General features: G+C 72.6%; 25 protein-coding genes. 14 read left to right on the top strand and 11 right to left on the bottom strand.

Going from position 1 to position 25735, the window contains the following annotated elements; genetic code table 11:
- Positions 1-9: 9 nt before the first annotated feature.
- From H4W80_RS17720 to H4W80_RS17710, 3 genes are read left to right on the top strand one after another with little or no spacing between them, the layout of a single operon-like run.
- A complete protein-coding gene (locus tag H4W80_RS17720) occupies positions 10-456 on the top strand; it encodes a cupin domain-containing protein (protein ID WP_192786110.1) in 447 nt (148 codons plus the stop codon).
- Positions 453-1424, top strand: coding sequence for an amidohydrolase family protein (locus H4W80_RS17715; protein ID WP_192786109.1), 972 nt, complete (start codon positions 453-455; stop codon positions 1422-1424). Before H4W80_RS17720 ends, H4W80_RS17715 begins: the two co-directional genes overlap by 4 nt.
- On the top strand, positions 1421-2491 hold the full coding sequence (locus H4W80_RS17710; protein ID WP_192786108.1) for an NADH:flavin oxidoreductase/NADH oxidase: 1071 nt from the start codon (positions 1421-1423) through the stop codon (positions 2489-2491). Before H4W80_RS17715 ends, H4W80_RS17710 begins: the two co-directional genes overlap by 4 nt.
- A 10-nt stretch (positions 2492-2501) precedes the next feature.
- Here H4W80_RS17710 and H4W80_RS17705 read toward each other — a convergent pair whose 3' ends face one another.
- The gene (locus H4W80_RS17705; protein WP_192786107.1) at positions 2502-3173 is read right to left on the bottom strand and encodes a hypothetical protein; all 672 of its coding nucleotides are present in this window, start codon (positions 3171-3173) and stop codon (positions 2502-2504) included.
- Entirely contained in the window at positions 3170-3679 is a 510-nt protein-coding gene (locus H4W80_RS17700; protein WP_192786106.1) for a SigE family RNA polymerase sigma factor, read from the bottom strand. The genes H4W80_RS17705 and H4W80_RS17700 overlap by 4 nt, the downstream gene beginning before the upstream one ends.
- 130 nt (positions 3680-3809) lie before the next feature.
- On the opposite strand from H4W80_RS17700, the gene H4W80_RS17695 reads away from it, so the two are divergent.
- Genes H4W80_RS17695 through H4W80_RS17685 form a run of 3 tightly spaced genes read left to right on the top strand, consistent with a single transcriptional unit; the run spans position 3810 to position 7503 of the window.
- Positions 3810-4319 carry a PadR family transcriptional regulator gene (locus H4W80_RS17695; RefSeq protein WP_192786105.1) on the top strand — a complete coding sequence of 170 codons (510 nt, stop codon included), beginning with the start codon at positions 3810-3812 and terminating at the stop codon, positions 4317-4319.
- Positions 4316-5008 carry an ABC transporter ATP-binding protein gene (locus H4W80_RS17690; RefSeq protein WP_192786104.1) on the top strand — a complete coding sequence of 231 codons (693 nt, stop codon included), beginning with the start codon at positions 4316-4318 and terminating at the stop codon, positions 5006-5008. The genes H4W80_RS17695 and H4W80_RS17690 overlap by 4 nt, the downstream gene beginning before the upstream one ends.
- Positions 5005-7503 (top strand): FtsX-like permease family protein, encoded by a 2499-nt coding sequence (locus H4W80_RS17685; protein WP_192786103.1) that lies wholly within the window; start codon positions 5005-5007, stop codon positions 7501-7503. Before H4W80_RS17690 ends, H4W80_RS17685 begins: the two co-directional genes overlap by 4 nt.
- 40 nt (positions 7504-7543) lie before the next feature.
- On the opposite strand, the gene H4W80_RS17680 is transcribed toward H4W80_RS17685, so the two are convergent.
- The 3 genes from H4W80_RS17680 to H4W80_RS17670 all read right to left on the bottom strand — a co-directional run bounded on the left by H4W80_RS17680 (position 7544) and on the right by H4W80_RS17670 (position 10459).
- Entirely contained in the window at positions 7544-8710 is a 1167-nt protein-coding gene (locus H4W80_RS17680; RefSeq protein WP_192786102.1) for an MFS transporter, read from the bottom strand.
- A gap of 200 nt (positions 8711-8910) precedes the next feature.
- Positions 8911-9345, bottom strand: coding sequence for a hypothetical protein (locus H4W80_RS17675; protein WP_192786101.1), 435 nt, complete (start codon positions 9343-9345; stop codon positions 8911-8913).
- A 91-nt stretch (positions 9346-9436) separates the two neighbouring features.
- Positions 9437-10459, bottom strand: a complete 1023-nt coding sequence (locus H4W80_RS17670) for a LacI family DNA-binding transcriptional regulator (RefSeq protein ID WP_192786100.1) — start codon at positions 10457-10459, stop codon at positions 9437-9439.
- A 184-nt stretch (positions 10460-10643) separates the two neighbouring features.
- On the opposite strand from H4W80_RS17670, the gene H4W80_RS17665 reads away from it, so the two are divergent.
- Positions 10644-11930: a glycoside hydrolase family 30 protein gene (locus tag H4W80_RS17665; RefSeq protein WP_225963501.1), complete on the top strand. Its 1287-nt coding sequence runs from the start codon at positions 10644-10646 to the stop codon at positions 11928-11930.
- Positions 11931-11961: 31 nt separating this feature from the next.
- Here H4W80_RS17665 and H4W80_RS17660 read toward each other — a convergent pair whose 3' ends face one another.
- From H4W80_RS17660 to H4W80_RS17645, 4 genes are all read right to left on the bottom strand, one after another.
- Complete coding sequence (locus H4W80_RS17660) at positions 11962-12681, bottom strand: cupin domain-containing protein (RefSeq protein WP_192786098.1); 720 nt, start codon at positions 12679-12681, stop codon at positions 11962-11964.
- Positions 12678-13586: a DUF6807 domain-containing protein gene (locus H4W80_RS17655; protein WP_192786097.1), complete on the bottom strand. Its 909-nt coding sequence runs from the start codon at positions 13584-13586 to the stop codon at positions 12678-12680. The genes H4W80_RS17660 and H4W80_RS17655 overlap by 4 nt, the downstream gene beginning before the upstream one ends.
- The gene (locus tag H4W80_RS17650; protein WP_192786096.1) at positions 13579-14712 is read right to left on the bottom strand and encodes a Gfo/Idh/MocA family protein; all 1134 of its coding nucleotides are present in this window, start codon (positions 14710-14712) and stop codon (positions 13579-13581) included. Before H4W80_RS17650 ends, H4W80_RS17655 begins: the two co-directional genes overlap by 8 nt.
- A 108-nt stretch (positions 14713-14820) precedes the next feature.
- The gene (locus H4W80_RS17645) at positions 14821-15885 is read right to left on the bottom strand and encodes a LacI family DNA-binding transcriptional regulator (RefSeq protein ID WP_192786095.1); all 1065 of its coding nucleotides are present in this window, start codon (positions 15883-15885) and stop codon (positions 14821-14823) included.
- A gap of 146 nt (positions 15886-16031) precedes the next feature.
- On the opposite strand from H4W80_RS17645, the gene H4W80_RS17640 reads away from it, so the two are divergent.
- From H4W80_RS17640 to H4W80_RS17620, 5 genes are all read left to right on the top strand, one after another.
- The gene (locus tag H4W80_RS17640; protein ID WP_192786094.1) at positions 16032-17384 is read left to right on the top strand and encodes an ABC transporter substrate-binding protein; all 1353 of its coding nucleotides are present in this window, start codon (positions 16032-16034) and stop codon (positions 17382-17384) included.
- A gap of 8 nt (positions 17385-17392) precedes the next feature.
- On the top strand, positions 17393-18319 hold the full coding sequence (locus tag H4W80_RS17635; protein WP_318786917.1) for a carbohydrate ABC transporter permease: 927 nt from the start codon (positions 17393-17395) through the stop codon (positions 18317-18319).
- A complete protein-coding gene (locus H4W80_RS17630; RefSeq protein ID WP_192786092.1) occupies positions 18316-19140 on the top strand; it encodes a carbohydrate ABC transporter permease in 825 nt (274 codons plus the stop codon). Before H4W80_RS17635 ends, H4W80_RS17630 begins: the two co-directional genes overlap by 4 nt.
- Before the next feature lie 115 nt (positions 19141-19255).
- A complete protein-coding gene (locus H4W80_RS17625) occupies positions 19256-20383 on the top strand; it encodes a glycoside hydrolase family 68 protein (RefSeq protein WP_192786091.1) in 1128 nt (375 codons plus the stop codon).
- Positions 20384-20463: 80 nt separating this feature from the next.
- Positions 20464-21510, top strand: coding sequence for a LacI family DNA-binding transcriptional regulator (locus H4W80_RS17620; protein WP_192786090.1), 1047 nt, complete (start codon positions 20464-20466; stop codon positions 21508-21510).
- An 8-nt stretch (positions 21511-21518) separates the two neighbouring features.
- Here the strand turns inward: H4W80_RS17620 and H4W80_RS17615 are convergent, their stop codons facing one another.
- The gene (locus H4W80_RS17615; RefSeq protein ID WP_192786089.1) at positions 21519-22355 is read right to left on the bottom strand and encodes an alpha/beta fold hydrolase; all 837 of its coding nucleotides are present in this window, start codon (positions 22353-22355) and stop codon (positions 21519-21521) included.
- A 70-nt stretch (positions 22356-22425) separates the two neighbouring features.
- On the opposite strand from H4W80_RS17615, the gene H4W80_RS17610 reads away from it, so the two are divergent.
- Positions 22426-23391: an ArsR/SmtB family transcription factor gene (locus H4W80_RS17610; RefSeq protein WP_192786088.1), complete on the top strand. Its 966-nt coding sequence runs from the start codon at positions 22426-22428 to the stop codon at positions 23389-23391.
- A 62-nt stretch (positions 23392-23453) separates the two neighbouring features.
- Here H4W80_RS17610 and H4W80_RS17605 read toward each other — a convergent pair whose 3' ends face one another.
- Positions 23454-24647 carry an NAD(P)/FAD-dependent oxidoreductase gene (locus H4W80_RS17605; RefSeq protein ID WP_192786087.1) on the bottom strand — a complete coding sequence of 398 codons (1194 nt, stop codon included), beginning with the start codon at positions 24645-24647 and terminating at the stop codon, positions 23454-23456.
- A gap of 142 nt (positions 24648-24789) precedes the next feature.
- Between H4W80_RS17605 and sigJ the strand changes: the two genes are divergently transcribed.
- Positions 24790-25734 (top strand): RNA polymerase sigma factor SigJ, encoded by a 945-nt coding sequence (sigJ, locus tag H4W80_RS17600; protein ID WP_192786086.1) that lies wholly within the window; start codon positions 24790-24792, stop codon positions 25732-25734.
- Position 25735 lies beyond the last annotated feature (1 nt).

Here is a 25735-nt window from a genome sequence, read left to right as displayed (position 1 = left end):
GGAGATGAGATGTCCGACACCGCCTTCCTGTCCGACCTGCCGCTGGCCGGCGACCTGGTGGCCACCGGTTTCGACGGCTGGTCCGACGAGCTGCGCGCCGAGTTCGACGCGCACGCCCACGACGGCGAGGTGGGCTCGCGGCTGCTCAGCGCGACCGACCGGGTCCGGGTCTGGGAGATCAGGCTCGCGCCCGGCGAGCGCTGGCACGCCCACCGGCACGTCCTGGACTACTTCTGGACCGCGGTGAACGCCGGCCGCAGCCGCCAGCACACCAGTGACGGGACCACGCGCGAGGTCTCCTACTCCGCCGGGGAGACGCGGCACTTCGTCTTCGGGGCGGGGCAGTACCTGTTGCACGACATCGAGAACATCGGCGACACCGACCTCGTCTTCACCACCGTGGAGCACCTCGACGGCGCGAACGCGCCGCTCCCGCTGCCCGGGGCCGATCGATGATCGGCACCCTCGCGGACGGCCCGATCGACGTCCACGCGCACTGGCTGCCACCCGAGTTGTTCGACCTCCCGCCGGGGGCGCCGTACGGCCCGTTGCACGACCGCGACGGCGAACTCCATCTCGGCGACGTCCCGCTGTCCATCCCGGCTCGGGCGATGAGCGACGTGCCGGCGATCCTGGACGACATGGCCGCCGCCGGGATCGGGGTCCGGGTGCTCTCGGCCCCTCCGTTCGCCTTCCCGGTCGCCGGCCCCGCCGCACCGTACGTGGACGCCTTCAACGACGCCCTGGCCCGGGTCGTGAGCGGCTCGGGCGGGGCCCTGGCCGGGCTGGGCCTGGTGTCCCTCGACGCCGCCGGCACGGCGACGGAACAGCTCAGGCGGCTCGCCGCGGTGCCCGGGATCGCCGGCGTGGCCGTCCCGCCCGTGCTCGCCGGCGCGTCCCTCGACCGCGGCGTCCTGCGGCACGTCCTCGGCGTCGCCGCCGCGGAGGGGCTGTCCGTACTGGTGCATCCCATGCAACTCCCGCGCCCGGAGTGGCGCGACCACTACCTCGCGAACCTGGTCGGCAACCCGGTCGAGACGGCCACCGCGGTCGCGGCGCTGCTGCTCGGCGGGGTCGTCGAGCAACTGCCGGACCTGCGGATCTGCTTCGTGCACGGCGGCGGATGCGCGCCCGGCCTGCTCGGCCGCTGGGACCACGGGTGGCGGACCCGCGCGGACGTGCGGCGCGACTCGTCCCGGCCGCCGGGCGAGAGCGTACGCTCGTTGTGGTTCGACACCGTCACCCACGACCCCGCGCTGCTCGGCCTGCTCACCGCGAAGGCGGGGAAGCAGGCCGTGGTGTGCGGCAGCGACCATCCCTTCGACATGGCACAGCGCGACCCCGTCGGTTTCGCCGAGGCGGCCGGCCTCGACGCGGCCACGCTCGCCGCCAACGCCCGCGCCTTCCTGGGGGTGCCGGCATGAGCGCGCTCCTGAGCCCGCTGACGCTGCGCGAGCTCACCCTGCCGAACCGGGTGTGGCTGTCGCCGATGTGCCAGTACAGCGCGGGCCCCGACGGCGTGCCGACCGACTGGCACCTCGTCCATCTCGGCGCCCGGGTGACGGGCGGCTTCGGCCTGGTGCTCACCGAGTCCACCGCGGTCTCGCCGGAGGGGCGGATCAGCCCGCGGGACACCGGGCTGTGGTCGGACGAGCAGGTCGCGGGCTGGCGGCGGATCACGGCGTTCGCGCGTGCGCACGGCACGCCGATCGGCGTGCAACTCGGCCACGCCGGCCGCAAGGCGTCGACGTTCCCGCCCGGGCTCGGGAGCGGCTCGATCCCTGCGGCGGACGGCGGCTGGACCGCGCTGGGGCCATCGCCGCTCGCCTACCGCGGCTACGCCACCCCCGCGCAGGCGAGCGCCGCCGACCTCGGCCGGATCGTGGCGGACTTCGCCGCCGCGACCCGGCGCGCGGCGGAGGCCGGCTTCGACGTCGTCGAGATCCACGCCGGGCACGGGTACCTGTTGCACCAGTTCCTCTCGCCGCGCGCCAACCGGCGGACGGACCGTTACGGCGGCGGCTTCGACAACCGGGTCCGGCTGCTGCTGGAGGTGGTCGACGCCGTACGCGGGGCATGGCCGGCCGGGCGCCCGCTGCTCGTCCGGGTCTCGGCCACCGACTGGGTGGACGGCGGCTGGACGCCGGAGGAGACGGTCGAGCTCGCCCGGCTCCTGCACGAGCACGGGGTGGACCTGCTCGACGTCAGCACGGGCGGGCTGGATCCGGACCAGCGGATCCCGGTCGGGCCCGGCTACCAGGTACCGTTCGCCCGGCAGGTGCGGGACAAGGCGGTGCTGCCGGTCGGCGCGGTCGGCCTGATCACCGACCCGGACCAGGCCGAGACCGTGCTCGGCGAGGGCTCCGCCGACGTCGTCCTGCTGGGCCGGGAGGCGCTGCGCGATCCGTCGTGGCCGCTGCGCGCGGCCGCGCGCCTCGAACCGGCCACCCTCCGGGACCGCTATCCCCGGCAGTACCTGCGCGCCGTCTGAACCAGGTCCGTCACCCGGCGATCTTCTGCAGGGTCTTCCCCTTGGCGTCGGTGATGACGAGCCTCAGCACGTCCGTTCCCGGGGGATACTCGATGGCCCAGAGCCCGAGCTCCGGGCCGACGTTCCGGGCGAGGTTCGCCTGAAACCTCCGCCCGTCCTTGGTGACGGCCGTCACTGCGTGAACGTCGTCGTTGGCGATCCCGAACCGGACGTCCTTGCCCCGGCCCTGGATACGGGCGAACTCCTTGGTGAGCGGCGGAAAGCTGGAGCAGGAGCCACCGTTCGGGCCGCTCTCGCACAGGAGGAGGTGGCCCTTGCGGGGCGCGTCGCTCACCCACATCAACAGCGGCGGCACAGAGGCGATCTTCCCCTTGGGGGGATGCTTCTTCTTCAGTTCCGCGAATCCCTTGTAGGCGGGCCGTGGCGTGACCGTGATCGTGACCGGCGCGGTGGGCGGGGTGGGCGCACTGGCGACGACGCCGTTCTGGCGCTCCGCCCATGGTTGCACCGACCAGGCCAGGAGAACGGCCGCGGCCACCCCCGCCGCCGACGTCGCGGCGGCTGCGGCACGACGGCGTCTGCGGACGGCGCGTCCCGCCGCCATGGCCCGGTGCACGTTCGTCGTGCTCGGCGGCCCCTCCTGCCGCGCCAGCGAGTCGAACGCCTCTTTGACATCCATCATGATTCCTCCGTACGTGCGAGACGGGACTCCGGCGCGTCGAGCAGCGAGCGCAGGGTGGCCAGGCCGCGGGCGGTCTGGCTCTTGACGGTTCCGGTGGAGCAGCCCAGCGCGTGGGCGGTCTGCTCCACGCTCAGGTCGCAGTGGAAGCGCAGCACCAGGGTGGCGCGCTGGCGCGCGGGAACGGCGGCCAGAGCCCGGTTGATGTCCATGATCAGGTCCCGGTCGCCGCCCTCGGCCGGCCGGTCGGACAGGGTGGCCGTCAGCCGTACCCGGGAGAACCAGCTCCTTCGCTGTTCGGCGAGGAAGACCCGGACCAGCATCGTGCGCACGTAGGCGTCGAGGTCGTCCGCGGCCCGCGCCTGGCGCCATTTGACGTAGAGCCGCGTGATCGCCGTCTGCACCAGATCGTCGGCGCGGTGCCAGTCCTGGCACAACGGGTATGCGATCTTCCTCAGCCAGGACAGCCGGCCACTCACATAGGCGGTGTACTCCTCGTCAAGGCTCATTGGTCTCCCCGATAGATGACTTCACACCCAGGAGATGCCTCCGGCCCGGGCGCGGGTTGCATCCCGCGGGTCTGCCGAATGCGGCGGATCCGCTTGAGCGATGCATACCGCATATGCATACTTGGTATCCATGTCGATCAGGCACGGCTTGCTAGCGCTGCTCAGCAGAGGGCCTCGGCACGGCTATCAGCTGCGGGTGGAGTTCGAGGCCTCGACCGGGGCGACCTGGCCGCTCAACATCGGTCAGGTCTACACGACGCTGTCCCGCATGGAGCGCGACGGCCTCGTCGAGCCGGGCGAGTCGGACGAGCAGGGCCGGGTCGTCTACACGCTCACCGCGGCCGGCCGGGCGGAGCTGGCGCGATGGTTCAGCACCCCCATCGTCCAGTCCGACCGGCCACGCGACGAGCTGGTCATCAAGCTGGCCATGGCCGTCGAGGCGAAGGAGATGGACGTCGCCGAGGTCATCCGCCGGCAGCGTACGGCGACCATGCGCGCCCTCCAGCAGCTGACCAGGGCCAAGCGGGCCGTGACAGGAGGCGCGGCGCAGCGGCTGGTGCTCGATTCGATGATTTTCCGGGCCGAGGCCGAGCAGCGGTGGCTGGACCACTGCGAGGCCGTTCTCAAGGAGGAAACATGACGCTCGTACGGCTGGCCGAGGTGGCCAGGGTCCACGGCGAAGGGGCGACAGCCGTACACGCTCTCAAGGGCGTGAGCCTGGAGGTCGACGCGGGGGAGCTGGTCGCGGTCATGGGCCCGTCCGGATCGGGCAAGTCGACCCTGCTCAACCTCGTGGGCGGGCTGGAGCGGCCCACGTCGGGCACGGTGCGCATCGACGATCAGGACCTGGCCGACGTACGCGATCTGGCCGCGTTACGGCGGCGCAGTGTCGGCTACGTCTTCCAGGACCTCAATCTGATCCCGTCGCTGACGGCGGTGGAGAACGTGATGCTGCCGCGCGAGCTCGACGGCGTGCGCCCGCGCCTGGCCCGCGAGCAGGCCATGGTCGTGCTGGCGGAGATCGGCGTGGAGGAGCTGGCCGACCGCTTCCCCGACGAGCTGTCCGGCGGCCAGCGCCAGCGGGTGGCGATCGCCCGCGCGCTGGTGGGGGAGCGGTGCCTGGTGCTGGCCGACGAGCCGACCGGCGCGCTCGACACCCGCACCGGCGATGACATCCTTCAGGTCTTACGCGCCCGCTGTGACGTGGGCGCGGCGGTGCTCCTCGTCACCCACGAGCCGCGCTACGCCGCCTGGGCCGATCGGGTGGTGTTCCTCCGTGACGGGATGGTCGCGGATTCCACGGACGGGGCACTGGAGAGCGCCCGATGAGCGCCGCGCTGGCCGCGCTGCGCATCGCCCGCCGCAACGCGTGGCGCTCCCGGGGGCGAAGCGCGCTCATCATGGTGATGATCGGCCTGCCCGTCCTGGTGATCACGACGGTGCTCACCCTCACCGAGACCATGAACGTCAGCCCGCAGGAGGGGCTGGTGGCCGAGCTCGGCGCGGCCGACGCCCGCCTCATGCAGCTACCCGAGGGTACGGTGCTCCGCCAGCAGCCCAACGGGGCGACCTGGAGCACGACCGGCGACGCGGCGACCGGGCCCCGGCGCAGCAACGCCGACGTGGAGGCGCTGCTCGGACCGGGCACCCGGGTGATCCCCTTCGACACCGGCGTGCTCCGGCTGGGCGCCGAGCGGGTCGAGGCGCTGCGGACCGACCTGCGCGATCCCCTCACCAAGGGGATGCGGACGCTGAGCGAGGGCAGGCTGCCCTCGGCCGCCCGCGAGGTCGCGGTGACCTCCGCGTTCGGCCTGCGGCCCGGCGATCTCCTGCGGCCGGCCGGCGCGGCGCCGCTGACGGTGGTGGGTGTGGTCGAGCACCCGTTCCGGCCCTCTCTCCGCCAGGTCGTGGGTCCCGATCTCCCGCTGGCGTCGGTGGAGGAGTTCTGGTCTCCGGGCGAGCACGGCCCCGGATGGCTCGCCGACACCGCCGGGCCCGTGTCCTGGACCGGCGTGACCGCGCTGAACGGGTCCGGTCTGTACGTCACCTCGCGCGCCCTGATGGCCGACCCCCGCTCGTGGACCCGTGCCCGTGCCATGAGCGTCCAGGGCACGGTCGGGATCGGCGCCATGGTGATCATGGTGGTGCTGGAGACCGTGCTGCTGGCCGGACCCGCTTTCGCGGTCGGGCTCAGGAGGCGGCGCCGGGAACTGGCCGAGATCGCGGCCCAGGGAGGCTCGGCCGCTCACCTGCGGACGATCGTGCTGGCCGACGGACTGGTCCTCGGCGGCGCCGCCACCGTCGTGGCGACGGTGCTGGGCATCGGGGCAGGCGCGCTCGGCGCCCCGATCGTGGCCCGATGGGGAGGCGAGGCCGGCCCGCCGGGAGTGCCGTGGGCGCCGGTCCTGGCCGTCGCCGCGCTGGGCCTGGTCGCCGGGATCGTGGCGGCGCTGGTGCCCGCCGTACAGGCGGCTCGCCAGAACAGCGCGGCCGTGCTGGCCGGACGGGCGCCCGCGGTGGCCGATCGGCCGGGATGGCCGCTGGCGGGGGCCGCGCTGGTGCTGGCCGGGCTGGGGGCGACCGTGGTGGCGCGGCGCCAGCCGGGCTCGGTGTGGGTGCTCGCCTCCGCGGTGCTGGTCCTGCTCGGGCTGGTGGTGCTGACGCCGTGGCTGGTCCAGCGCACGGGCGGGCTGGCCGCGCGGCTGCGGCTCCCGCTGCGGATGTCCGTACGCGACGCGGTCCGCCACCGATCCCGTACGGCCAGCGCCGTGGCGGCCGTCATGGCGGTGACGGCCACGGTCGTGGCGATGGGCATCGGCACCTACAGCGAGTACATGGACCGGCGCAACGCCTACACCTCGGCGCGCCCGACCGGCACGCTGGCGATCTGGGCCGGCAACATCGGCGACGCGGCCTGGAGCAGGCTTCGCGCCGAGGCCGCCCGCCAGTTGCCGGGCGTGCCGCTGGCCGCCGGCTACCAGGCGAGGGACGCCCAGGGCCACCGCTACGCGTTGCGGTACACGGTGCGCTGGAACGGCACCCGCACGCGCCGCACGGCGGCCATCGGAGACCAGGCCCTGCTCACGCTCCTGCAGGGGCGCCATGATCCGCGGGCGGCCGCGGCGCTGGCGAGCGGCAAGGCCGTGGTGTTCGACGCGGCCGCGCTGCGGGACGGCAAACTCGCCCTGCGGGCGGGCTCCACGTCCGGCCCCGCGCGCCGGCTCGACGTGCCCGCGGTGCTGGCCACCCCCGCCGACGAGCACCAGGGCGGCGCCCTGCTGCCACGTGCCCTGGTGGAGCAGGCCGGTTTCTCGACGGCCGAGCGCCAGCTCTACGCCATGTACCGGCCGTCGGCGGGCTCGACGCTGGCGCGTGATCTGGCCAAGGTGACCCCCCGCGTCACGGTCGCCTCCGAGGAGGGCTATCGCAACGTGCCCGACCCCAGCCTGTGGGGCTGGCTCGGCGGCGCTCTCGTCCTCGTCGTCGGCGGCACGCTGACCGCCACCCGCCTGGCGGCCGCCGACATGCGGCCCGAGCAGGCGACGATGGTGGCCATCGGCGCCCCGCCCAGGACGTTGCGGGCGCTCGTGGCCGGCCAGGCCCTCTACATCTCCGGGCTCGGCGCGCTGGTGGGGCTGCTCGCGGGAACGGTGACGGGCCTGGCCCTGACCCGGCCGATGACGACGCACGGCGCCGGAGATCCCGCCACGATCGCGATGCCGTGGCCGTTCCTCGTCGCCGTGGTGGTGGGGCTGCCCGTTCTGGCGAGCGCGGCGGCGCTGATCACCCGGACCGGACGGTCCTTCGCCCGCCGGCCCCTGTGACCCGGATCCAGGCCGGCGTCATCGCCGGACCGCGGGCCGCTCAGCCTTCGGGCAGGGGCGCGCCCCGGTAGGCACGCCACAGGGCGAGGTCGTAGCCCAGGCCCAGGGCCGCGCCGAGCAGCAGCGGAGCTCCCAGCGCGGCCAGGGTGCCGGTCAGCAGGGTGGTGGCGGCGATGGGCGCGGCCGAGACGGCGACGCTGCGGGCCAGGCTGGTCATGCTGGCGGCGGCCGTGCGGTGCGCGGAGGGGACGACCGCGGCCGTGAAGGCCTGCCGCGCCGGTACGTCGATCTTGGAGACCGTCTGGCGCAGCAGCAGCAGGGTGACGGCGGTGGCGAGGTCCTGGGCGAACGGGATGCAGGCCAGCAGCAGGTTGGCCACGGTGTGCGGGAGGAGCATGGTGGCCAGCAGACCGCGCCGGGCGGCCAGCAGCGGCGCGGTGAGCTGGGCCAGGGCCGGGAGCAGGTTGGCGGCGAAGAACACCAGGCCCAGCTGCGTGGTGGTGGCGCCGTAGCGGTGGGCGAACCACCAGGCCAGCACGGCCTGGACGGCCAGCCCGCCGGACAGGGCGTCCAGGGCGGACAGCCCGGCCAGCAGGCGGACCTGGCCCGGCACCCGCTCGCGGTGCCCGCCGCGGTCAGGCCGCGCGGTCCCGGGGGCCTCGGCCTGCGGCGACAGGCGCCAGAACAGCGTCACGGTGCCGGCCGCCAGGACCGCGTACAGGGCGAAGGCGGCGTCCGGGGCCGAGGTCCACGACTGGAGGCCGAGGGCGGCGGCGGCCAGCCCGCCCAGTGCGCCGGAGGCCATGGCGGTGACGTTGTAGCAGGTGAAGACGGCCGTATGGCGGGCGGGGGGACAGTCCTGGGCGAGGATCGCCTGCTCCACCCCGGAGAACGGGGTGTTGTCGTTGGTGGAGGGCGAGATCGTCCCGATGAAGGCGGCGGCGACCAGCACGGGGTAGGACTCGCTGAGCGCGAACACGACGCCGGTCACCGCCATCAGGCAGCCGCACGCGATCAGCGTTCGCCGCCGTCCCCATACGTCGGCGAACAGGCCCAGCATCAGGCTCGCGAACACCGAACCGGCGGCGGCCACGGCCAGCAGCAGCCCGGTCTGCCAGGGGGCGTCGCCGTCCTGGGCGAGCAGCTCGGCCAGGAGCACGCTGGTGCAGCCGTACCCGAAGGTCCGCAGGGCGCGGGCTGCGATCACCAGCAGCCCGTTACGCCCTATTTCGGCTGGAAATCGGCCTCTGAGCTGCGCATTCGACATGCGGCATCATGTCGCGGACGGCGCCCCGGGCACCCGGTGAACGCGCGAAAACACGCGAAGTTTTTCCTGGAAGTGCCATCAGGTGGCACCGTGCGCTCACGACCGGGCCGGGCACCCCGGCGGGGCGCCCGGCGCGTGGTTCAGTCGTCCTCGGGCTCGGCGGCGTCGCCCTTGCCCTCTTGCTCGTTCTGGTCGCCGGCCTGGTCCTGCTTGCCTTCCTGGGCCTCGGAGGCGGCCTCCTGGCCGTTGTCGTCCTGGCCGTCCTCGGCTTCGGACTGCTCGCCGCCCTGGTCGTCCTGGCCGTCCTCAGCCTCGGACTGCTCGCCGGCCTGGTCGTCGTTCCCGTCCTCGGCCTCCTGGCCGTGCTCGTCCTCCTTGGTGCCCTCGTTCGGCTCCGCGCTCTCCTGGGGCGTGGCGGCCTCGTTCTCGGCGGGGGCGGCGCTCTGGTCGGTGGAGGACTGGGTGGAGGCGGGGGCGGGGCTCTGGTCGGTGGAGGAGGCGAACGCGGCGGCTCCGCCGCCCGCGACGAGGACGGCCACGGTGGCGAGCCCGGGGATGAGCATGGACTTACGCATTGAGATATCTCCGATGCATAGATGTCGTACTGACCCCGTCAGTCTGCGAAAACGTGGGATAGCGGAGGGTTGGGGCAACCATAACGCGAGGTTAAACCGGCTGTTCGCCGCACGCGTGCGGTGGCGGCCCCACCGTCTCGCGCACGATCACCCGGTTGATCGACCGCGAGGGGGACGGCGGCACCGGCTCGCCCCGGACCTCCGCGATGAGCTTGGCCATGGCCTCCCGCCCCTGGACCTCGCGGTCGACGGCCACCGTGGAGAGCGACGGGGTGGCGAAGCGGCCCAGCTCCTCGTCGTCCCAGCCGAACACGCTGACGTCGCCGGGAACGCGCCAGCCCCGCGAGAGCGCTCCTCGTACGGCGCCCATGGCCACGTGGTCGTTGGCGGCGACGATCGCGGTCACGCCGCTCCCTTCGGGCAGGCCCCGGACGGCGTCGTAGCCGGACTGCGGGCTCCAGTCCCCGAGGGCGATGCCGTACGACGTGAGCCCGTGGTGCCTGATCGTCTGCTCGTAGAGGAGTTTGCGATTGCGGGCGGAGGCGAACGTCTGCGTGCCGGCGATGTGGAAGAAGACCCTGTGCCCCAACGAGGCGAGGTGTTGGATGATCTCGCGGATCGGAGAGGCGTCCGCGAGCTCGTTGACGCCGCGGAGGTTGTCGTCGTAGTCGCCCGTGACGACGATGGGGACCGGCGACGCGCCCGGGTCGATCTCCAGGGGCGTCAAGGACAGGATGCCCTCCACCTGCCCCGAGCCCGCGAGCTCCAGGATCCGCTCCGCCCTGTCGCGGGGGCCGCCCTCCATGCTGACGACCTCCAGCTGGAAGCCTTCGGCGTGGGCGGCCGCGGAGGCGGCGCCGAGCAGGCGTACCGGCCACAGGTAGGTGGAGGCGGGAAGGGTGATCGCCAGCCGGTTGGTGCGCCGGGTGCGCATGGAACGCGCGACCAGGTTGGGCCGGTAGTTGAGCTCCTGGACGACCAGGTCGATCTTCCTGCGGGTCTCCGGCTTCAAGCCTTCGTTGTGACGGAAATATCGGGAAACCGTCTGGTGGGAAACGCCCGCGCGCCGGGCCACCTCGTGGATCGTGACGCGCGGCGTCTCGGCCTCGCCCAAGGGGACCCCCTTTCCTCGCTCCTTGCGGGACAGCCTAGCGTTGACGCTAAAGTGATCGATCACTAATATGCGGTCGCACTGGCCGGTCCCGCTGCGGCCCCCCGCGGCATCCACACCGGATCCAGGGTTCGGGCAGGATGGTCGCCAACAAGGTCGTCGCAGTCACATGCTCGGAGTTCCCCTGATGAACGAACCCCGGTCGGCCGGTCCACCGGCGATCACGATCAACGATGGAGTCCGGCACCAGACCATCGACGGGTTCGGGCTCTCCATGGCGTTCCGGCGCAACGAGCTGGTCAGGGCCCTCCCGGAGGACAAGCAGCGCGAGATCCTCGACCTGTGGTTCAGCCGCGAGAAGGGCGCCGGGCTGAGCATCGTGCGGCTCGGCATCGGCTCGGCCCCGGCGGGCAGCCCGTACGACGAGATGGTGTCGATCCAGCCCGAGGACCCCGGCGGCCCGGACGCCCCGCCCGCGTACGTGTGGGACGGCGACGACAACGGTCAGGTCTGGCTGGCCAGGGCCGCGCAGGAGTACGGCGTGCGGCGCTTCTTCGCCGTGGCCTGGAGCGCGCCCGGCTACATGAAGGACACCGGCCAGGACAGGAACGGCGGCAGGCTGAAGCCGGAGTGGCGGCAGGCCTACGCGAACTACCTGGTGCAGTACACGAGGTTCTACGCGCGGGAAGGCATCCAGATCACCGACCTGGGGTTCGCGAACGAGCCCGACTGGACGGCCCCGTACGCCTCTATGCGCTTCACCCCCGAGGAGGCCGCCCAGTTCGCCAAGGTGCTCGGTCCCATCGCCTCGGGGATGCGGGTGGTGTGCTGCGAGTCGGTCGGCTGGACGGAGGCCAGGGCGTACACGGCCGCGATCGAGGCCGACGCCGAGGCCCGTCGCTGGGTGAAGGTCCACACCGGGCACAGCTACGCCACCCCGGTGGACTCCCCGCTGCCGACGGAGCGGCCGACGTGGATGTCGGAGTGGCATCCCAACGGCACCAGCTGGAACGAGAACTGGTACGACGGCAGCGGCTCCGACGGCTTCACGATCGCCCTGGCCGTACACGACGCGCTCACCCTCGGCCAGGTCTCCGGCTATGTCTACTGGCTGGGCGCCTCCGTCGGGAACACTAGGGCGCTACTGCTGATCGACGAGGCGGCCAAGACCTACCGGGTCTCCAAGCGGCTGTGGGCGCTGGCCGCCTACAGCCGGTTCGTCCGGCCGGGCGCGGTCAGGCTCGAAACGGCGGTCGCCAAGCCCGCCCTGAAGGCGTCCGCGTTCCGCAACCCCGACGGCTCCCAGGTCGTCGCGGTCCTCAACACCGGCATGGCCCCCGTGACCTGGGACGGACTGCACGGCGAGGTCGCGGCCTACCTGACCGACGGGGACGAGTCGCTCGGACCCGTCCCCGTGACGGACGGGGCGGTGACGCTGCCGCCACGCGCCCTGACCACGATCGTCCTTCGCTGAGCCGTCGGCGGGCGGCGAAGGCTCGATGGATTCAGCTCAGGGGAGTCCAGGTGCGCAGCCGTCCGCACATGCCGAACGCCCGGGGTCCGGGTCTCGGCGTGGTACGGACGACGGCGGCCTGCCCGAGGTGGGCGGGGTCGCCGTCGGCGATGGCCGCGAGCTGCCGGCGGGTGCGTTCGGTCTCGGCCTCGACGGTCCCGCTCCACAGCTCCGCCCACGCAGCGGCCCGTGGGCGGACGAGCGCGGCGGCGAGCCGGTGGAAGTCCGCCAGCGCCTGGCCGCCGCGCTCGTCCACCTCCTTCAGGAGCTGCTGGAAGCCGGTGACGGCGAGGTCGCGCCGGGTCCGGGCGGCGGCCGCGCGCTCGGCCTCCGGCCCCTCCGCCGGCAGCGTGGCGGCGGCGAGGTAGGCGTCGCGGTCGCGCAGGACGTCGGCGGGGAAGGTGAGGACGGCGTCGCCGGCCTCGGGCAGCCCCGCGTTCTGCATGATCACGACCAGCCGCAGCTCCTCCTCGTTGACCAGGCGGTGGATCGTGCCGGGGGAGAACCACAGCACCGTGCCCGCTTCGAGCCGGTCCCGGGCGAAGCCCGCGGCGCTGAGGGTGTGCACCTCCCCGCGGCCCGCGGTCACGACGTAGGCCTCCGTGGAGACGGTGTGCAGGTGCGGGGTGCCGCCATGGACGCCGTCGGCGCATTCCCAGTCGTAGACCGCCAGGTCGCTGATCGAGGTGCCGCCGGGGAAGAGCGGGGTCACAGGGCGAACTCCGCGCCGAGGTCGTCGAGTTCGGCGCGCTCGCAGATGTGGTCGATGAAGACGTAGCGGTGGGTCAGTTCGAGAGTGTCGCCGTCGGCCAGCGCGATCTCCTCGTCGAAGGACGGGGAGGGGCTGATCACGGCGAACGCCTCCTTGCGGACGAACCACTTGATCGGCACCGACGCGCTGGAGTGGCCGGCGACGGCCAGCACGGTGCCGCCGCCGTCGATCTCGTCGTGCTGTCCGGTGATGGCCAGCCAGGGCGCCTCGGCGCCCATCATCTCCTCGCCGCCCTTCCCGCCGGCGGCGATGATCGTCCCGCCGGTCCAGGACCGGGGGCCGCGCCAGAAGAAGCCCGCGTATCCGGCCAGCGGGCGGCCGTGCGTGGTGGGGCTGCCGAACTCCAGGGTGGCGCCGCGGACGTTGAGCAGCTTCGTCGAGAAGTCCAGCGCCCAGATGCCGCGCTCGGCGTCCACGCCGTGGAAGGCCAGCTCGCGCTGCTCGGTGATCCAGTGCTCGCCCGCTGACGAGACCCAGTGCAGGCTCTCGCCGACCGTCACCCGCTCCCCGTCGGCGGAGACGCCGGTGAAGTCGATGTGGTTCATGTGCCCGAGGTTGTCGCGCCAGTGGTAGTTCTTCTCCACCGAGAACGTGGGGCCGCCCCAGAAGTTCTGCCCGGACAGGTGGGCCCAGGTCATCTGCAGGCCCTTGTGCCAGCGGTGGTCGTGCGGGCGGTAGACCGACATGGGGGCGCCGGTGAGGCTGCGGATCGGATGGAGGTACGGCTTGGGCGCCTCGGCGTCGGGCGCGTCCGGACGGTAGACGTACTGCGCGATGTCCACGTCGCCGGCGGTGACGATCAGGGAGGCGTCCTCGTCGCGGACGCTGAGCTTGGTTTCAGGCATGGCTGGACTCCTGGTGCTGGAGGCGGCTGAGGGCGGTCGGCAGGTCGCCGCCGTTGAGGGAGTGGTAGAAGGGGTTCGTCTCGTCGAGCTCGGCCCGGGTGACGGGACGCCCCGTGATGGCCGACTGGTACATGGCCGTGATCAGCTCCATGACGCGCCTGCCGTCGGCGCCGCTCACCGGTGGGCGCTCCCCGGCCGACATGGCGGTCAGCAGCGTGGCGAGCTGGGCGCGGTGGGAGCTGCCGGTGTTCTCGGCCGGCGCCCAGCCGGCGATCCTGTCCTGGTCGGTGACATGTGGCGCGGGCGTCCAGCGCCAGTGGGAGTTGTCGTAGCCGTAGAGGTGCTCGACCTCGACGGTGGCGTCGCCGAAGTCGAAGCGCAGATAGCTCGTCTCGCGGGGGGACAGGACGCTGTTCACGATCGAGCCGACGGCGCCGGAGGCGAACCGGACGATCGCGAACGACACGTCCTCGGTCTCCACCCGGCGGCCGAGCGTGGCCGCCACGGCGTGCACCTCGTGCCAGTCGCCGAGCAGGCTGAGCAGGAGGTCCATCTGGTGGATGCCGTGTCCCATGGTCGGGCCGCCGCCCTCGGTCTCCCACTTGCCGCGCCACGGCACCTCGAAGTAGTCGTGGCCGCGGTACCACAGCGTGTTGCACACGGCGACGAGCGGCGCGCCCAGCTCGCCGTCGGCGATGTGCTCGCGCAGCCGTCGCGCCGCGCTGCCGAAGCGGTGCTGGAAGACATAACTGGCGTACGGGCCGCCGTCCTTCTCGTGGGTGGTGATCTCGTCGTACTCGGCCAATGACAGCGTCGGCGGCTTCTCGCACCAGACCCACGCGCCGGCGTCCAGGCCGGCGATCACCGCCTCGCGGTGCGCCACCGGCGGGGTCGCGACGACGACCAGATCGGGGCTCTCCCGCGCCAGCATGTCCGCCACATCCGTGTGGCGCCCGGGGATGCCGTGGGACTCGGCCAGCTCGTTCGCGCGGGCGGAGTCGACGTCGCAGACGGCCACGACCTCCACCGCGTCGCCGGCCGCGGCCAGGGCGGGAAGGTGGCTGATTCTCGCGATGCCCCCGGCGCCGACGACGGCGACGCGAACCGGGGACGGAAACGCAGGCATGGAACACTCCCTCTGACGACCCAAAAAGTGATCGATCACTTTTCTCGGCCAACTTAGTTTCGATCGCGCCGGGGTGTCAACGCCCGATGCTGCTCGGCAGGGCCGCGGTCAGGACTCCGGGGTGGCCGGCGCGACGGACTCGCGGCTGCGTACGGGCATCGGGACCCGGTGCACCTCGCCCACCCGGTCGGCGTCCGCGCGGTCGCGGTCGATCTCGGCGAACAGCACGTCGACGGCCTTGCGCCCCAGCTCGTAATGGGGAAGCGCCACGGTGGTCAGCTTGGGACGCACCCACGACGCGATGGGATGGTCGTCGAAGGAGACGACGGAGACGTCGGCGGGCACCTTGAGCCCGAAGTCGTCGAGCGCCTGGTAGGCGCCCATGGCGATGCGGTCGTTGAAGCAGATCAGCGCGCGCGGCCGGGCGGTGCGCAGGAGGTCGCGCGTCGCGGCGAGGCCGTACTCGGGCTGCCAGTCGGGGCAGGTGCGAGCGCCCGCCACCTTGACCCCCATCTCGCCGAGCGCTTCGCGGATGCCGACGAGCCGTTCCACCGCCGCGACGCTCTCCGCGGGCACGTCGCGCTTGCCCGGACCGGCGCCGATCAGGTAGATGCCGTCGCGGTGGCCGGCCTCGAGCAGGATGCGGGCGGCGCGGCGGCCGGCCTCGACCTCGTCGGGAAGGACGGCGGGCAGGGGAGCGGGCTGCTTGGGCAGCGCGTTGAGCAGCACGGCGGGCGTGGCCGTGATGGTCTTGGGCACCTTGATGGTCCTGGTGAACATCGAGGCCAGGACGAGCCCGTCCACCTGGCGGTCGTGCATGGCCTGCAGCAGCAGGCTTTCGAGCTCGGCGTCGCCCTCGGTCTCACCGATGAACAGCATGAAGCCGCGGTCACGGGCGGCCTCGAGCGCTCCCTTGATCATGTCACCGGCCAGCCGGGTGGTGGCGATGGTGTCGGAGATGAAGCCGATCGTCCGGGTGGTGCCCGTGCGTAGGCCGACGGAGACGATGTTGGGCCGGTACTGCAACTCGTCGGCCGCCTTCAGCACCCGCTGCTCGACGTCCTGAGAGATGCGCAGCTCGCGGCCGCGGCCGGACAGGACCAGCGATGCGGTCGTGCGGGAGACACCGGCAGCCTTGGCCACGTCCGCCAAGGTGACCCGTCGTGGGCTCACCCAGGACCTCCGATCGTCAAGAGTGGGTTACGGGGGGTTGACATCGTGCGACACGCACCGTGAGACTAACGGGCGCTAACCCGATTTAGCAACGGAGTTGGGACATCAGCCTGTGCCGATTGTCCCAGGCAACAGAGGAGATGCACATGGCTCGTCGAGGTCGCTCCGGGGCCGCGCTGGTGATCGCCATGGGGACGCTGGCCGCCGCCTGCGCGGCTCCCGGCAGCAACAGCCCGCAGCCCGCGGCCACCAGCGCGGCGGCCCCGTCCACGGCGCCCACCTGCGGCACGGCGCCGATCACGATGAACGGCTACTTCGAGACGGGCTTCCCGCTGCCCAAGGCGCTGACCACCGAGTTCACCAAGCAGCACCCGAACGTCACGTGGAACGTCCGCGAGGACCAGTTCGCGGTGATCACGCAGAACGCCCCCCGCGTGCTGGCGGACAACCCGCCCGACCTGATGCGCCTTCCCCAGGTCTCCGAGCTGGTCAAGGACAACCTGCTGAAGAACCTCGACGGCTACGCGAAGGTGTTCGGCTGGGACAAGTGGCCGGCCTCCCAGCTCGAGCAGCTGCGCCTCGGCCCGGGCGGGCGGCCGCGCGGCGAGGGCTCGCTGTACGCCCTGGGCCTCAACTCCAGCATGACCGGGATCTTCTACAACAAGAAGCTCGCCGCCAAGATCGGGATGTCCGCGCCGCCCGCCACGCTGGCCGAGCTCGACGCGGCGATGGACAAGGCCAAGAAGGCGGGCATCACGCCCATCGTGCAGTTCAACGGCGGCGCCACCGGCGGCCTGGCCTTCCCGCTGCAGGACCTCATGGCCTCCTACGGCCCGGCCGCCCCCATCAACGACTGGATCTTCCAGAAGCCCGGCGCCACGATCGACACCCCGTCCAACCTGCAGGCGGTCCAGCACCTGGAGCGGTGGATCAAGGCGGGGTACTTCCAGAAGGACGTCAACGCGGTCGACTACGCGACGATGATGAGCCGCTTCATCGACGGCCAGGGCCTGTTCATGTTCAACGGCGACTGGGAGTCGGGCAACCTCGACAAGCAGCTGCCAGGCGATGTCGGCTTCTCCCTGATGCCGCCGGCGCAGGAGGGCGGCAAGCGGGCCGCCATGTCGGCGCCCCTCACCTTCGGGATCGCCGCGAACGCCAAGAACGCCGACTGCGCCGCCTTCTTCCTCAACTGGGTGGCCACCGACAAGCGGGCCCGCGAGATCGGCGTCGAGGTCGGCGGCTCGCGCCCGATGGGTCCCGCCGACGCGTACATGCCCGAGGTGGCCGCGGACAAGGTCACCGCCGCCACGCTGGCCGCCGGAGCGGACATCTCCAAGGACAACGGCGCGATGGACTTCATCGCCAACGCCACCGGCGCCATCTACGCCAAGAGCTGGACGCCCCAGCTGCAGAAGCTGGTGGCCGGACAGCAGAAGCCGCAGGAGCTGCTGAAGGCGGTCCAGGCCGACTACACCAGCCAGCTCGAAGGGAACTGAGGCAGGTGGTGACCCGCCCCGCCGGCGCCCGAGCCTCGCACCGGCGGCCGGTCGCGGCCAGGCTGCGCGGCGCGCGCGGCCTGGTCGGCTGGCTGTTCGTCGCGCCGGCGCTCGCCTTCTACGCGGTCTTCGTCCTGCGCCCGATCGCCCTGACGTTCCAGTACTCGCTCTACGAGTGGGACGGCATCGGCCCGTCCACCTGGGTCGGTCTGGCCAACTTCGGGAAGGTCTTCACCGACCCGGACCTGTACGACTCGCTGATCAACGCCGTCAAGCTCATCGTCTTCTTCAGCGCGATCCCGGTCCTGCTGGGCCTGGCCATCGCCGCCACGATCCGGCGCATCGCCGAAAGCCGGCTCGCCCTCGTGGCGCGGACCGTTCTCTTCCTGCCGCAGGTCATCCCGCTGGTGGCCGCCGGCATCGCCTGGAGCTGGCTGCTGGCCTCCACCGGGGTGATCAACCAGCTCCTCTCGCTCGTCGGCCTCGGCGGGATCACCCGCGCCTGGCTGGGCGACTTCTCCACCGCCCTGCCGGCGGTCGGGATGATCGGCGCGTGGGTGCTCCTCGGCCTGTGCACGCTGCTGCTCCTGGCCGGGATGAGCAAGATCGACCCGGCGCTGTACGAGGCCGCCCGGCTGGACGGCGCCGGCCCGTGGCGGGAGTTCGTCTCGATCACCGTCCCCAGCCTGCGGCAGGAGATCGCGGTCTGCGTCACCGTGACCGTGATCGCGGCCCTGGCCAGCTTCGACATCATCTACATCTCCACCCAGGGCGGCCCCGGCAACACGACCATGGTGCCCGGCCTGCAGATCTACTACCTGGCCTTCTCCGAACGCGAGGTCGGCATGGCCTCGGCCCTGGCCCTGGTGCTCATGGTCCTCGTGATCGCCTGTGCCCTTCCCATCCAGTGGTTCACCAAGGAGGGCGAGCGATGATCACCTCGGGTCGGGAGTCCTGGACCGGCAGGCTGCTGCTCATCGCCATGATGGCGATCACCCTCCTGCCGTTCCTCAGCCTGTTCGTCACCGCCCTGCACCCCTCGGGCAGCTACCCGGCCGGGCTGGCCTGGCCGGCCGACCCCCAGTGGGGCAACTTCCTGGCCGCCTTCCGGGCCGCGAACATGGGCGAGCTGCTGAAGTCGAGCGTCCTCATCGTGCTGGGCGTGGTCCCGATCTCCATCGTGCTGGCGACGATGGCCGGCTTCGCCATCGGCCACCTGCGCGTCATCGGCGGCCGGGTGATCTTCCTGCTGTTCGTGCTCGGCCTGACGCTGCCCTTCGAGGGCATCATCACGCCGCTGTACTACCAGATCCGCGACATGGGCCTGCTCAACACGCGCTGGGCGATCATCCTGCCGCTCATCGGCCTGTTCATGCCGTTCTCCGTCTTCTGGATGCGCGCGCACTTCGTCAACATGCCCGGGGAGCTGTCGGAGAGCGCGCGGATGGACGGGGCCAACGTCTGGCAGTTGTTCCGGCGCATCCACGTCCCCCTGGCCATGCCGGCGATCTCGTCCCTGGGCATCCTGCTGTTCCTGTGGACCTGGAACCAGTTCCTGCTGGCCATCGTCCTGGTCGACGACCCGACCAAGCGCACGATGTCCGGCGCCCTGGGCGCCTTCCAGGGACAGTGGGGCACCGACATCCCGCTGCTGTGCGCCGGGTCGCTGCTGATCCTGACCCCCACGCTCGTGATCTTCCTCATCTTCCAGCGGCACTTCGTCAAGGCCCTGCTCCAGGGCTCACTGAAGGGCTGACGGCGATGAAACGCGACACTGCTGAAAGGAAGGTTGTAAGCATGCCCACACCAGGGCGACTCAACGCTGTGCCGGATCCGACGGAAACGGGCCCGCGCCGTGGGCCGGGAGCCGCATGAGCGCCGGCCGGCCGGCCCGCTGGACGCGGCGCCACCTGGAGCTGCTCGCCGACGCCGCCGCGACCACGGCACCCGTCATCGACTTCGCGGCCATGCCCCGGATCCTGCCGGACCACGACCTGTGGGACCTGTGGCCCGTCCAGGAGGAAGACGGCTCGACCTGCGTGATCAGCGGCCAGGAGCTGTGGATGGCGCTGTCGGCGCCGATCCTCGGTCACCCCGAGGAACGCCACGACCAGGCCCGCATCCGCCTGCTCGCCAAGGACGGCGACAGGTGGGCGGACCTGGGACACGCGTTCGCCGACGGGGCCTCGCCGGGCAGCCGCGAATGGTCGGGGTCGGCGGTCCGCCGCCCCGACGGCACCGTGTCGGTGTTCTACACGGCCGCCGGACGGCGAGGGGAGACGCCCCCGACGTTCCGGCAGCGCGTCGTCGAGACCCGTCCCGCCCTGGTCGCCGACGGGCGCGAAATCCTGCTGGACCCCGGCGCCGGGCACCGTGAGCTCCTCCGCTCGGACGGCCTCATGTACCTGCCGGCCGAGGAGACCACCGGGGCACCGGGACGTATCCGGGCATTTCGCGATCCTGGCTGGTTCCGCGACCCGGCGGACGGGCGCGAATACCTGCTCATCGCCGCGTCCGTCGCGGAAGGCGACCGTTTCGGCGGCGCCATCGCCCTGGCCGGGACCCGGGACGGCGCCTGGTCCCTGCTGCCGCCGCTGCTCGTGGCCGAGGGCATCAACCACGAGCTGGAACGGCCGCACATCGTCGTCCACCGGTCGCGGTACTACCTCTTCTTCTCCACCCAGCGCCACACCTTCCACCCGGACGGCTCCGCGCCCACCGGGCTCTACGGCTTCGCCGCGCCCAGCCTGACGGGGCCGTACGAGCCGCTCAACGGGTCCGGGCTCGTGCTCCGTAACCCCCGCGCCGAGCCGGACCAGGCCTACGCCTGGCTGGTGCTGCCGGATCTCCACGTGGTCAGCTTCGCCAACTACCGGTCCTTCCCGGGCGTGGACCTCCGATCCGCGCCGGCCGCGCAGGCACGAGCCGGCTTCGGCGGCACCATCGCCCCGATCCTCAAGCTCACCCTGAACGGGACGGCGACCTCCATCGGACGATGAACCGCCCGCCGGCACCGGCATCGCGGGCCGGCCGGGCTCGTCGAGGGCGCGGGACACCGCCATCAAGTAGGCTTCGGACCATGGGAGTTACCGGTCACACGCCACCGAACGACACTCCTCCCGCCCGGTCCGCGAGCATCTGGGACGTCGCCCGGGTGGCCGGCGTCTCCCAGCAGACGGTCTCCCGCGTCATCAACGGCAAGACCCGCGTGAGCGAGTCGACCCGGGCCAAGGTGATGCAGGTCATCGCCGAGCTCGGCTACCGCCCCAACCGGCTCGCCCGCACGCTGGCCGGTGGCCCGGTGAGCTCGGTCACCGTGCTGACCTCCGACACCGCCCTGTTCGGCGCGGCGGCCACGCTGCGCGGCATGGAGGAGGCGGCCAGGGCGGCCGGCTTCTCGGTGGGCATCAGCGTGCTGGGGCCCGGCACGAGCAACACGGACGTCGCCCTGCGGCTCAACCGGCCCCAGGAGCCCGTCATGGTGATCGCCTACGACGACCCCGGCGAGCGGGCGCTCCGCGAGCTGCCGCCGGACGTGCCGGTGACGGCCGCCGTCGAACGCCCCGACGACGGCTCGGGCGGCGACCCGTGGCAGGTCTGGCTGGACGACCGGGCCGCGGCGGCCCACGCGACGCGCCACCTGCTGAGTCTGGGACACCAGACCGTCCACTACGTGGCCATCCCGTCCTCCACCAGCGCGCTTCCGCAGCGGACCCGTGGCTGGCAGGACGCGCTGCGGGCCGCCGGACGCCCCGTGCCCGAGCCTCTGCGCGGCGGCTGGACTCCCCGCTCCGGATACCTCGCGGTGCGCTCCCTGCTGGCGGACCGCTCGGTGACCGCCATCCTGTGCGGCAACGACGACCTCGCCCTGGGCGTCATGCGGGCCGCGCGCGAAGCCGGCCGGGACATTCCGGGCGACCTCAGTGTGGTCGGCTTCGATGACACCCCGGCGTCGGCCTACCTGCACCCCTCGCTCACCACCGTACGGCTCGACTTCGAGGGCCTGGGCCGCGCGTGCTTCGGCCTGCTGCTCCGCCGGCTGCAGCCGGAGGCCGCACTGTCCCTCCCGGCCTGGAACGAGCCGGAGCTCATCGTGCGGGAGAGCAGCGGCCCGCCGCCGGCCTGACGCGTCGCCTACTCCAGGAACGCCGCGACGGCGGACCTGAAGCCGTCGGCGTCGTCGAGCCACGGGAAGTGCCCGGCTCGCGGCTGTATGACGAGTCCGGCGTCCGGGAACAGCCCGGCGAACTCTGCCATGGCCGGCGGAGGCGCCGCCAGATCGACCTCTCCGGCGAGCACCAGTACGGGCGGCGCGAACCGGGCGAGCGCGGCGCGCGTGGCGTCCGGGTCGAAGGCGCCCGGGGCGCCGAAGGCCGCCATGACCTCCGGGTCCTGCTGCTCCGCATCCGCCGCGTGATGGGCCCGCGCCGCCTCGTCCCACCGGCCGTAGGAGAACGGCGCGACGGCGTGCCAGTTGCCGTCCGTGGCCCGGCCCGCCACGATCGCCTCAAGGGCCGCGAACGCCTCCGGGAACCACGGCTCGCCGCGGCGCAGCCGAGCCGTCTCGCGCCGGAGGTCACCCGAGATCGCGATGCCGACGGCTCGCACGCTCGGTGTGATCAGCGCGAGCCGGCTGACGCGCCGCGGATGGCGGGCCGCGTACTGCGTGGCCGGATTCGCACCGGCGCAGTGCGCGAGCAGGTCCATCCGGTCCAGGCCCAGGTGCGCGCGCAGGGCCTCCACGTCGGCGACGAGCCGGTCACAGCGCAAGGACGCGCTGTCTCGAGGCTTCGCGGACCGGCCGGTGCCGCGCGGGTCCAGCATGATCAACTGCCGGTGCCCGGACAGGCCGCCGAGGTCGCCGAGGTAGGCGGAGGCCGTCGGCCCGCCGGGCAGGCAGACCACCGGCGCGCCGTCCCCGGACACGTGGTAGCTCAGCTCGGTCCCGTCGTAGGAGGTGAAGAATTCCATGCCCCGCAGCCTGGGGGGTGACGGCGGCGGTGGCTATCGTTCAGCCACAGCTACATGATGGGTGGGACGGATGGCGGTCGAGATCAGGTTCACCGCGGCGTCGGTGGCCAGGGTGCGGTTCGCGGTCTCGCCGCTGGGGGAGACGGTGCTGGCGCTGCGGATCCTGCTGGGCACGGGCGGGCACGCGGTGCACCGGTCCTGGGTGCGCCGGGCACGCCCGCTGATCGCGGACGAGCGCGAGCTGCCGCTGCTGCGGGCGCTTGTCGCGGGGCCCATGCCGTCGTTCCTGTTCCCGGTGCCGCAGGAGCGGCTGCCTTCGATGGCCATGGAGCTGGAGCTGCTGCGGGCCACGGGGGAGCGCTTCTTCCGGCGTGAGTACGGCGCGGTTCTGGGCGTGCCGGACGAGGAGGCCCCCGAGCCGGCGACGGTCCTGCCCCGGCTGGCGCAAGCGCTCCACCGCTGCCACGAGCTGCTGATCGCTCCGCAGTGGGGGCGGATGCGGGCGGTGCTGGAGGCCGACGTCGCCAAGCGGGCGCTCACGCTGGTGGACGGCGGAGTGCAGGCGCTGTTCGCCGAGCTGCACCGGGACCTCGCCTGGGACGGCGGCCAGCTGGTGGTGCACGGCCGCCGCGCCTCGCCCGCCGTCTACACCGTGGACACCGGTGGGCAGGGCCTGGTCCTGCTGCCGAGCATCTTCAACTGGCCGGACGTGGGCGTCGACAAGTCCCCCGTCGCCGCCGCGTCGATCCGCTATCCGGCGGTGGGCGTCGGCCTGCTCTGGGAGGCGCCCCCGCCGACGCCGGCGGGCCTGGCCCCGGTGCTGGGGCGCACGAGGACGGAGCTGCTCGCCGCCCTGGCCGAGCCCCGGACGACCGCGGCACTGGCCGCCCGCCTGGGCATCACCCCGAGCGCGGTCTCGCAACATCTGGGCGCGCTGCGAGGGGCGGGTCTCGTGTCGACGCGGCGCCAGGGCCGGACGGCGCTTCACCTGCGCACGGAACGGGCGGACCACCTGCTGGGCATCCCAGCCCCATAAGCCCGCGCGATCGGCGGCAGCCCGTGGGTGGCCGAGGAAGACGCCCCAGCGGGTAGCGGCGTTCACGGGGTCGTGAGCCCTCGCGGAGCGGGCTCCGGCTGCTCCGGACGCGGGCCGCCCTTCACCCAGAAGAGAGAGCCCGGCCTGCGGGCCTCGCGGCGGATCCTCTTCACCGCGAAGTTGCAGGTCACCTCCTTGATCGCCGCGCCCATGCGGCCGCCGACGTACAGGTTCACCGCGGTGTCGTCCTTGCGGGCGAGCTGCCGGATGCCGGCGCTCCGGCCGAGGCTGACGCACGCCCCCGAGAAGGCCAGGCCGATCACCGCCGGTTCGGTGCCGGCGATGCGGCTCAGCACGGTGTCGGCGGCCTGCGCGCCGAGCGGGCCTGCGGCGTAGCAGCTCATCCGCAGCGGCCGGCCGGAGGGTGCGGCGGCGTCGCCGGTCGCGACGATGCGGTCGTCGTCGACGCTGGTCAGCGTCTCGTCGGTGAGCAGCCGGCCGAGCTCGTCGGTACGCAGCCCGCTCGCGGCCGCCAGCCGCGGCACGCCGAAGCCGCCCGCCCAGATGGTCAGCTCGCTCGCGCGTACCCCGCCGCCGGCGAGGACGACCGCGTCCGGCCGGACCTCGCGCACCAGGTCGTCCTCGAGCACCTCCACCCGGTGCCGGGACAGCCACGTGGCCATGGCCCGGCGCGCGGGCGCGCCGAACGACGGCGCCAGGGCCCGGCCGCACACCAGCGTGACCGCGCGCCCTTGCTCGGCCAGCTCGGCGGCCGTCTCGATGCCGGTCAACCCGCCGCCGACCACGGTGACCGGCGCGTCGAGGGGCACCTCCGCCAGCCTGGCGCGCAGCCGCCGCGCGGGCTCGAACTCCGCGAGGTCGAACGCGAACTCGGCCGCCCCGGGCACCGAGGACGGTATCGCCCCGGTGCTGCCGACGGCGTAGATGACGTAGTCGTAGTCCAGCGCGCGGCCCGACGCCAGCCGCACCGTACGGGTGGCGGCGTCGATGCGCGTGGCGCTGTCGACGACCAGCCGGATGCCGTCGCCGAGCAGCGTGCCGTAGTCCACCGTGGCCTCCCTGGTGCCGGCCACGAACTGGTGCAGCCGCACTCGTTCGACGAACTCCGGGCGCGGATTGACCAGCGTGATCTCGACGTCGGAGCGCAACCGCAGATGGTTGGCCGCCAGCGTTCCGGCATAGCCGCCGCCGATGACGACGACCTTGTTGAGGGTGCGGTGTTCGGGTGTGGACATGGCGAGGTTTCCCTTCTCCGTGGCTCACTGATCCGACAGCGCAGCACCCAGGAATGTGAGGCGGCCCGCCCACCTCACAGTTCGCCGCGCTGTCTTGTCGGACCGGTAAGGGCGGAACGCGACCAAGGGAGCCGGCGACACCATGACCATCCAGTCCGAGCCAGGAGGCGGCCGGCTCGATCCGGGCCTGAGCGCGATCATGAGCGAGCGGCGGCAGCTGATCAATCTGGCGTACCGGCTGCTCGGCTCCCTGGCCGATGCCGAGGACGTCGTCCAGGAGACCTACGCCCGCTGGTACGCCATGTCCCGGCAGGAGCAGGACGCCATCGCCGCTCCCGGCGCCTGGCTGACCAAGGTCGCCAGCCGCATCTGCCTCAACGTGCTCTCCTCGGCGCGGGCCCGGCGGGAGACCTACGTGGGCGAATGGATCCCCGAGCCGCTACCCGAACCCGCGGAGTGGATCAACGGGCGGTCGGACGGCATCACCGTCGACCCGGCCGACCGCGTCACCCTCGACGAGTCGGTCAACATGGCCTTCCTGGTCGTGCTGGAGTCGATGACCCCGGCCGAGCGCGTCGCGTTCATCCTGCACGACGTCTTCCGCTACTCCTTCGCCGAAGTGGCCGAGATCGTCGGCCGTACCCCGGCGGCCTGCCGGCAGCTGGCCTCCTCGGCCCGCCGCCGCATCGGCGCCTCGCGGGCTCCCGCGACGCCGGCGGCCCGGCAGGCCGGCATCGTCAGGAACTTCAAGCAGGCATGGGAGGCCAAGGACATCAAGGCCCTCATCGACCTCCTCGACCCCGACGCCACGGCGATCGCCGACGGCGGCGGCGTCGTCAGCGCCGTGCTGCGCCCGGTCCAGGGGGCGGAGCAGATCGTACGCCCCCTGGTCACTTTCACCGGCAGGCTCGGCAACCTGACGATCCTGGAGCGCACGGTCAACGGCCAGCCCGGCCTGATCGCCCTGCAGGACGGCGCCATCGTGGTGGTGATGGCGTTCGACATCGTGGACGACCGGATCAAGCGCATCTGGGCGGTACGTAACCCCGACAAGCTCCGGCCGTGGACGACGGGACCGCAGCGGTAGG

The organism is Nonomuraea angiospora, from assembly GCF_014873145.1.
Classification (GTDB): Bacteria; Actinomycetota; Actinomycetes; order Streptosporangiales; family Streptosporangiaceae; genus Nonomuraea; species Nonomuraea angiospora.
The sequence above is the reverse complement of the archived record's forward strand: the minus strand, read 5'-3'. Positions and strand labels throughout refer to the sequence as shown.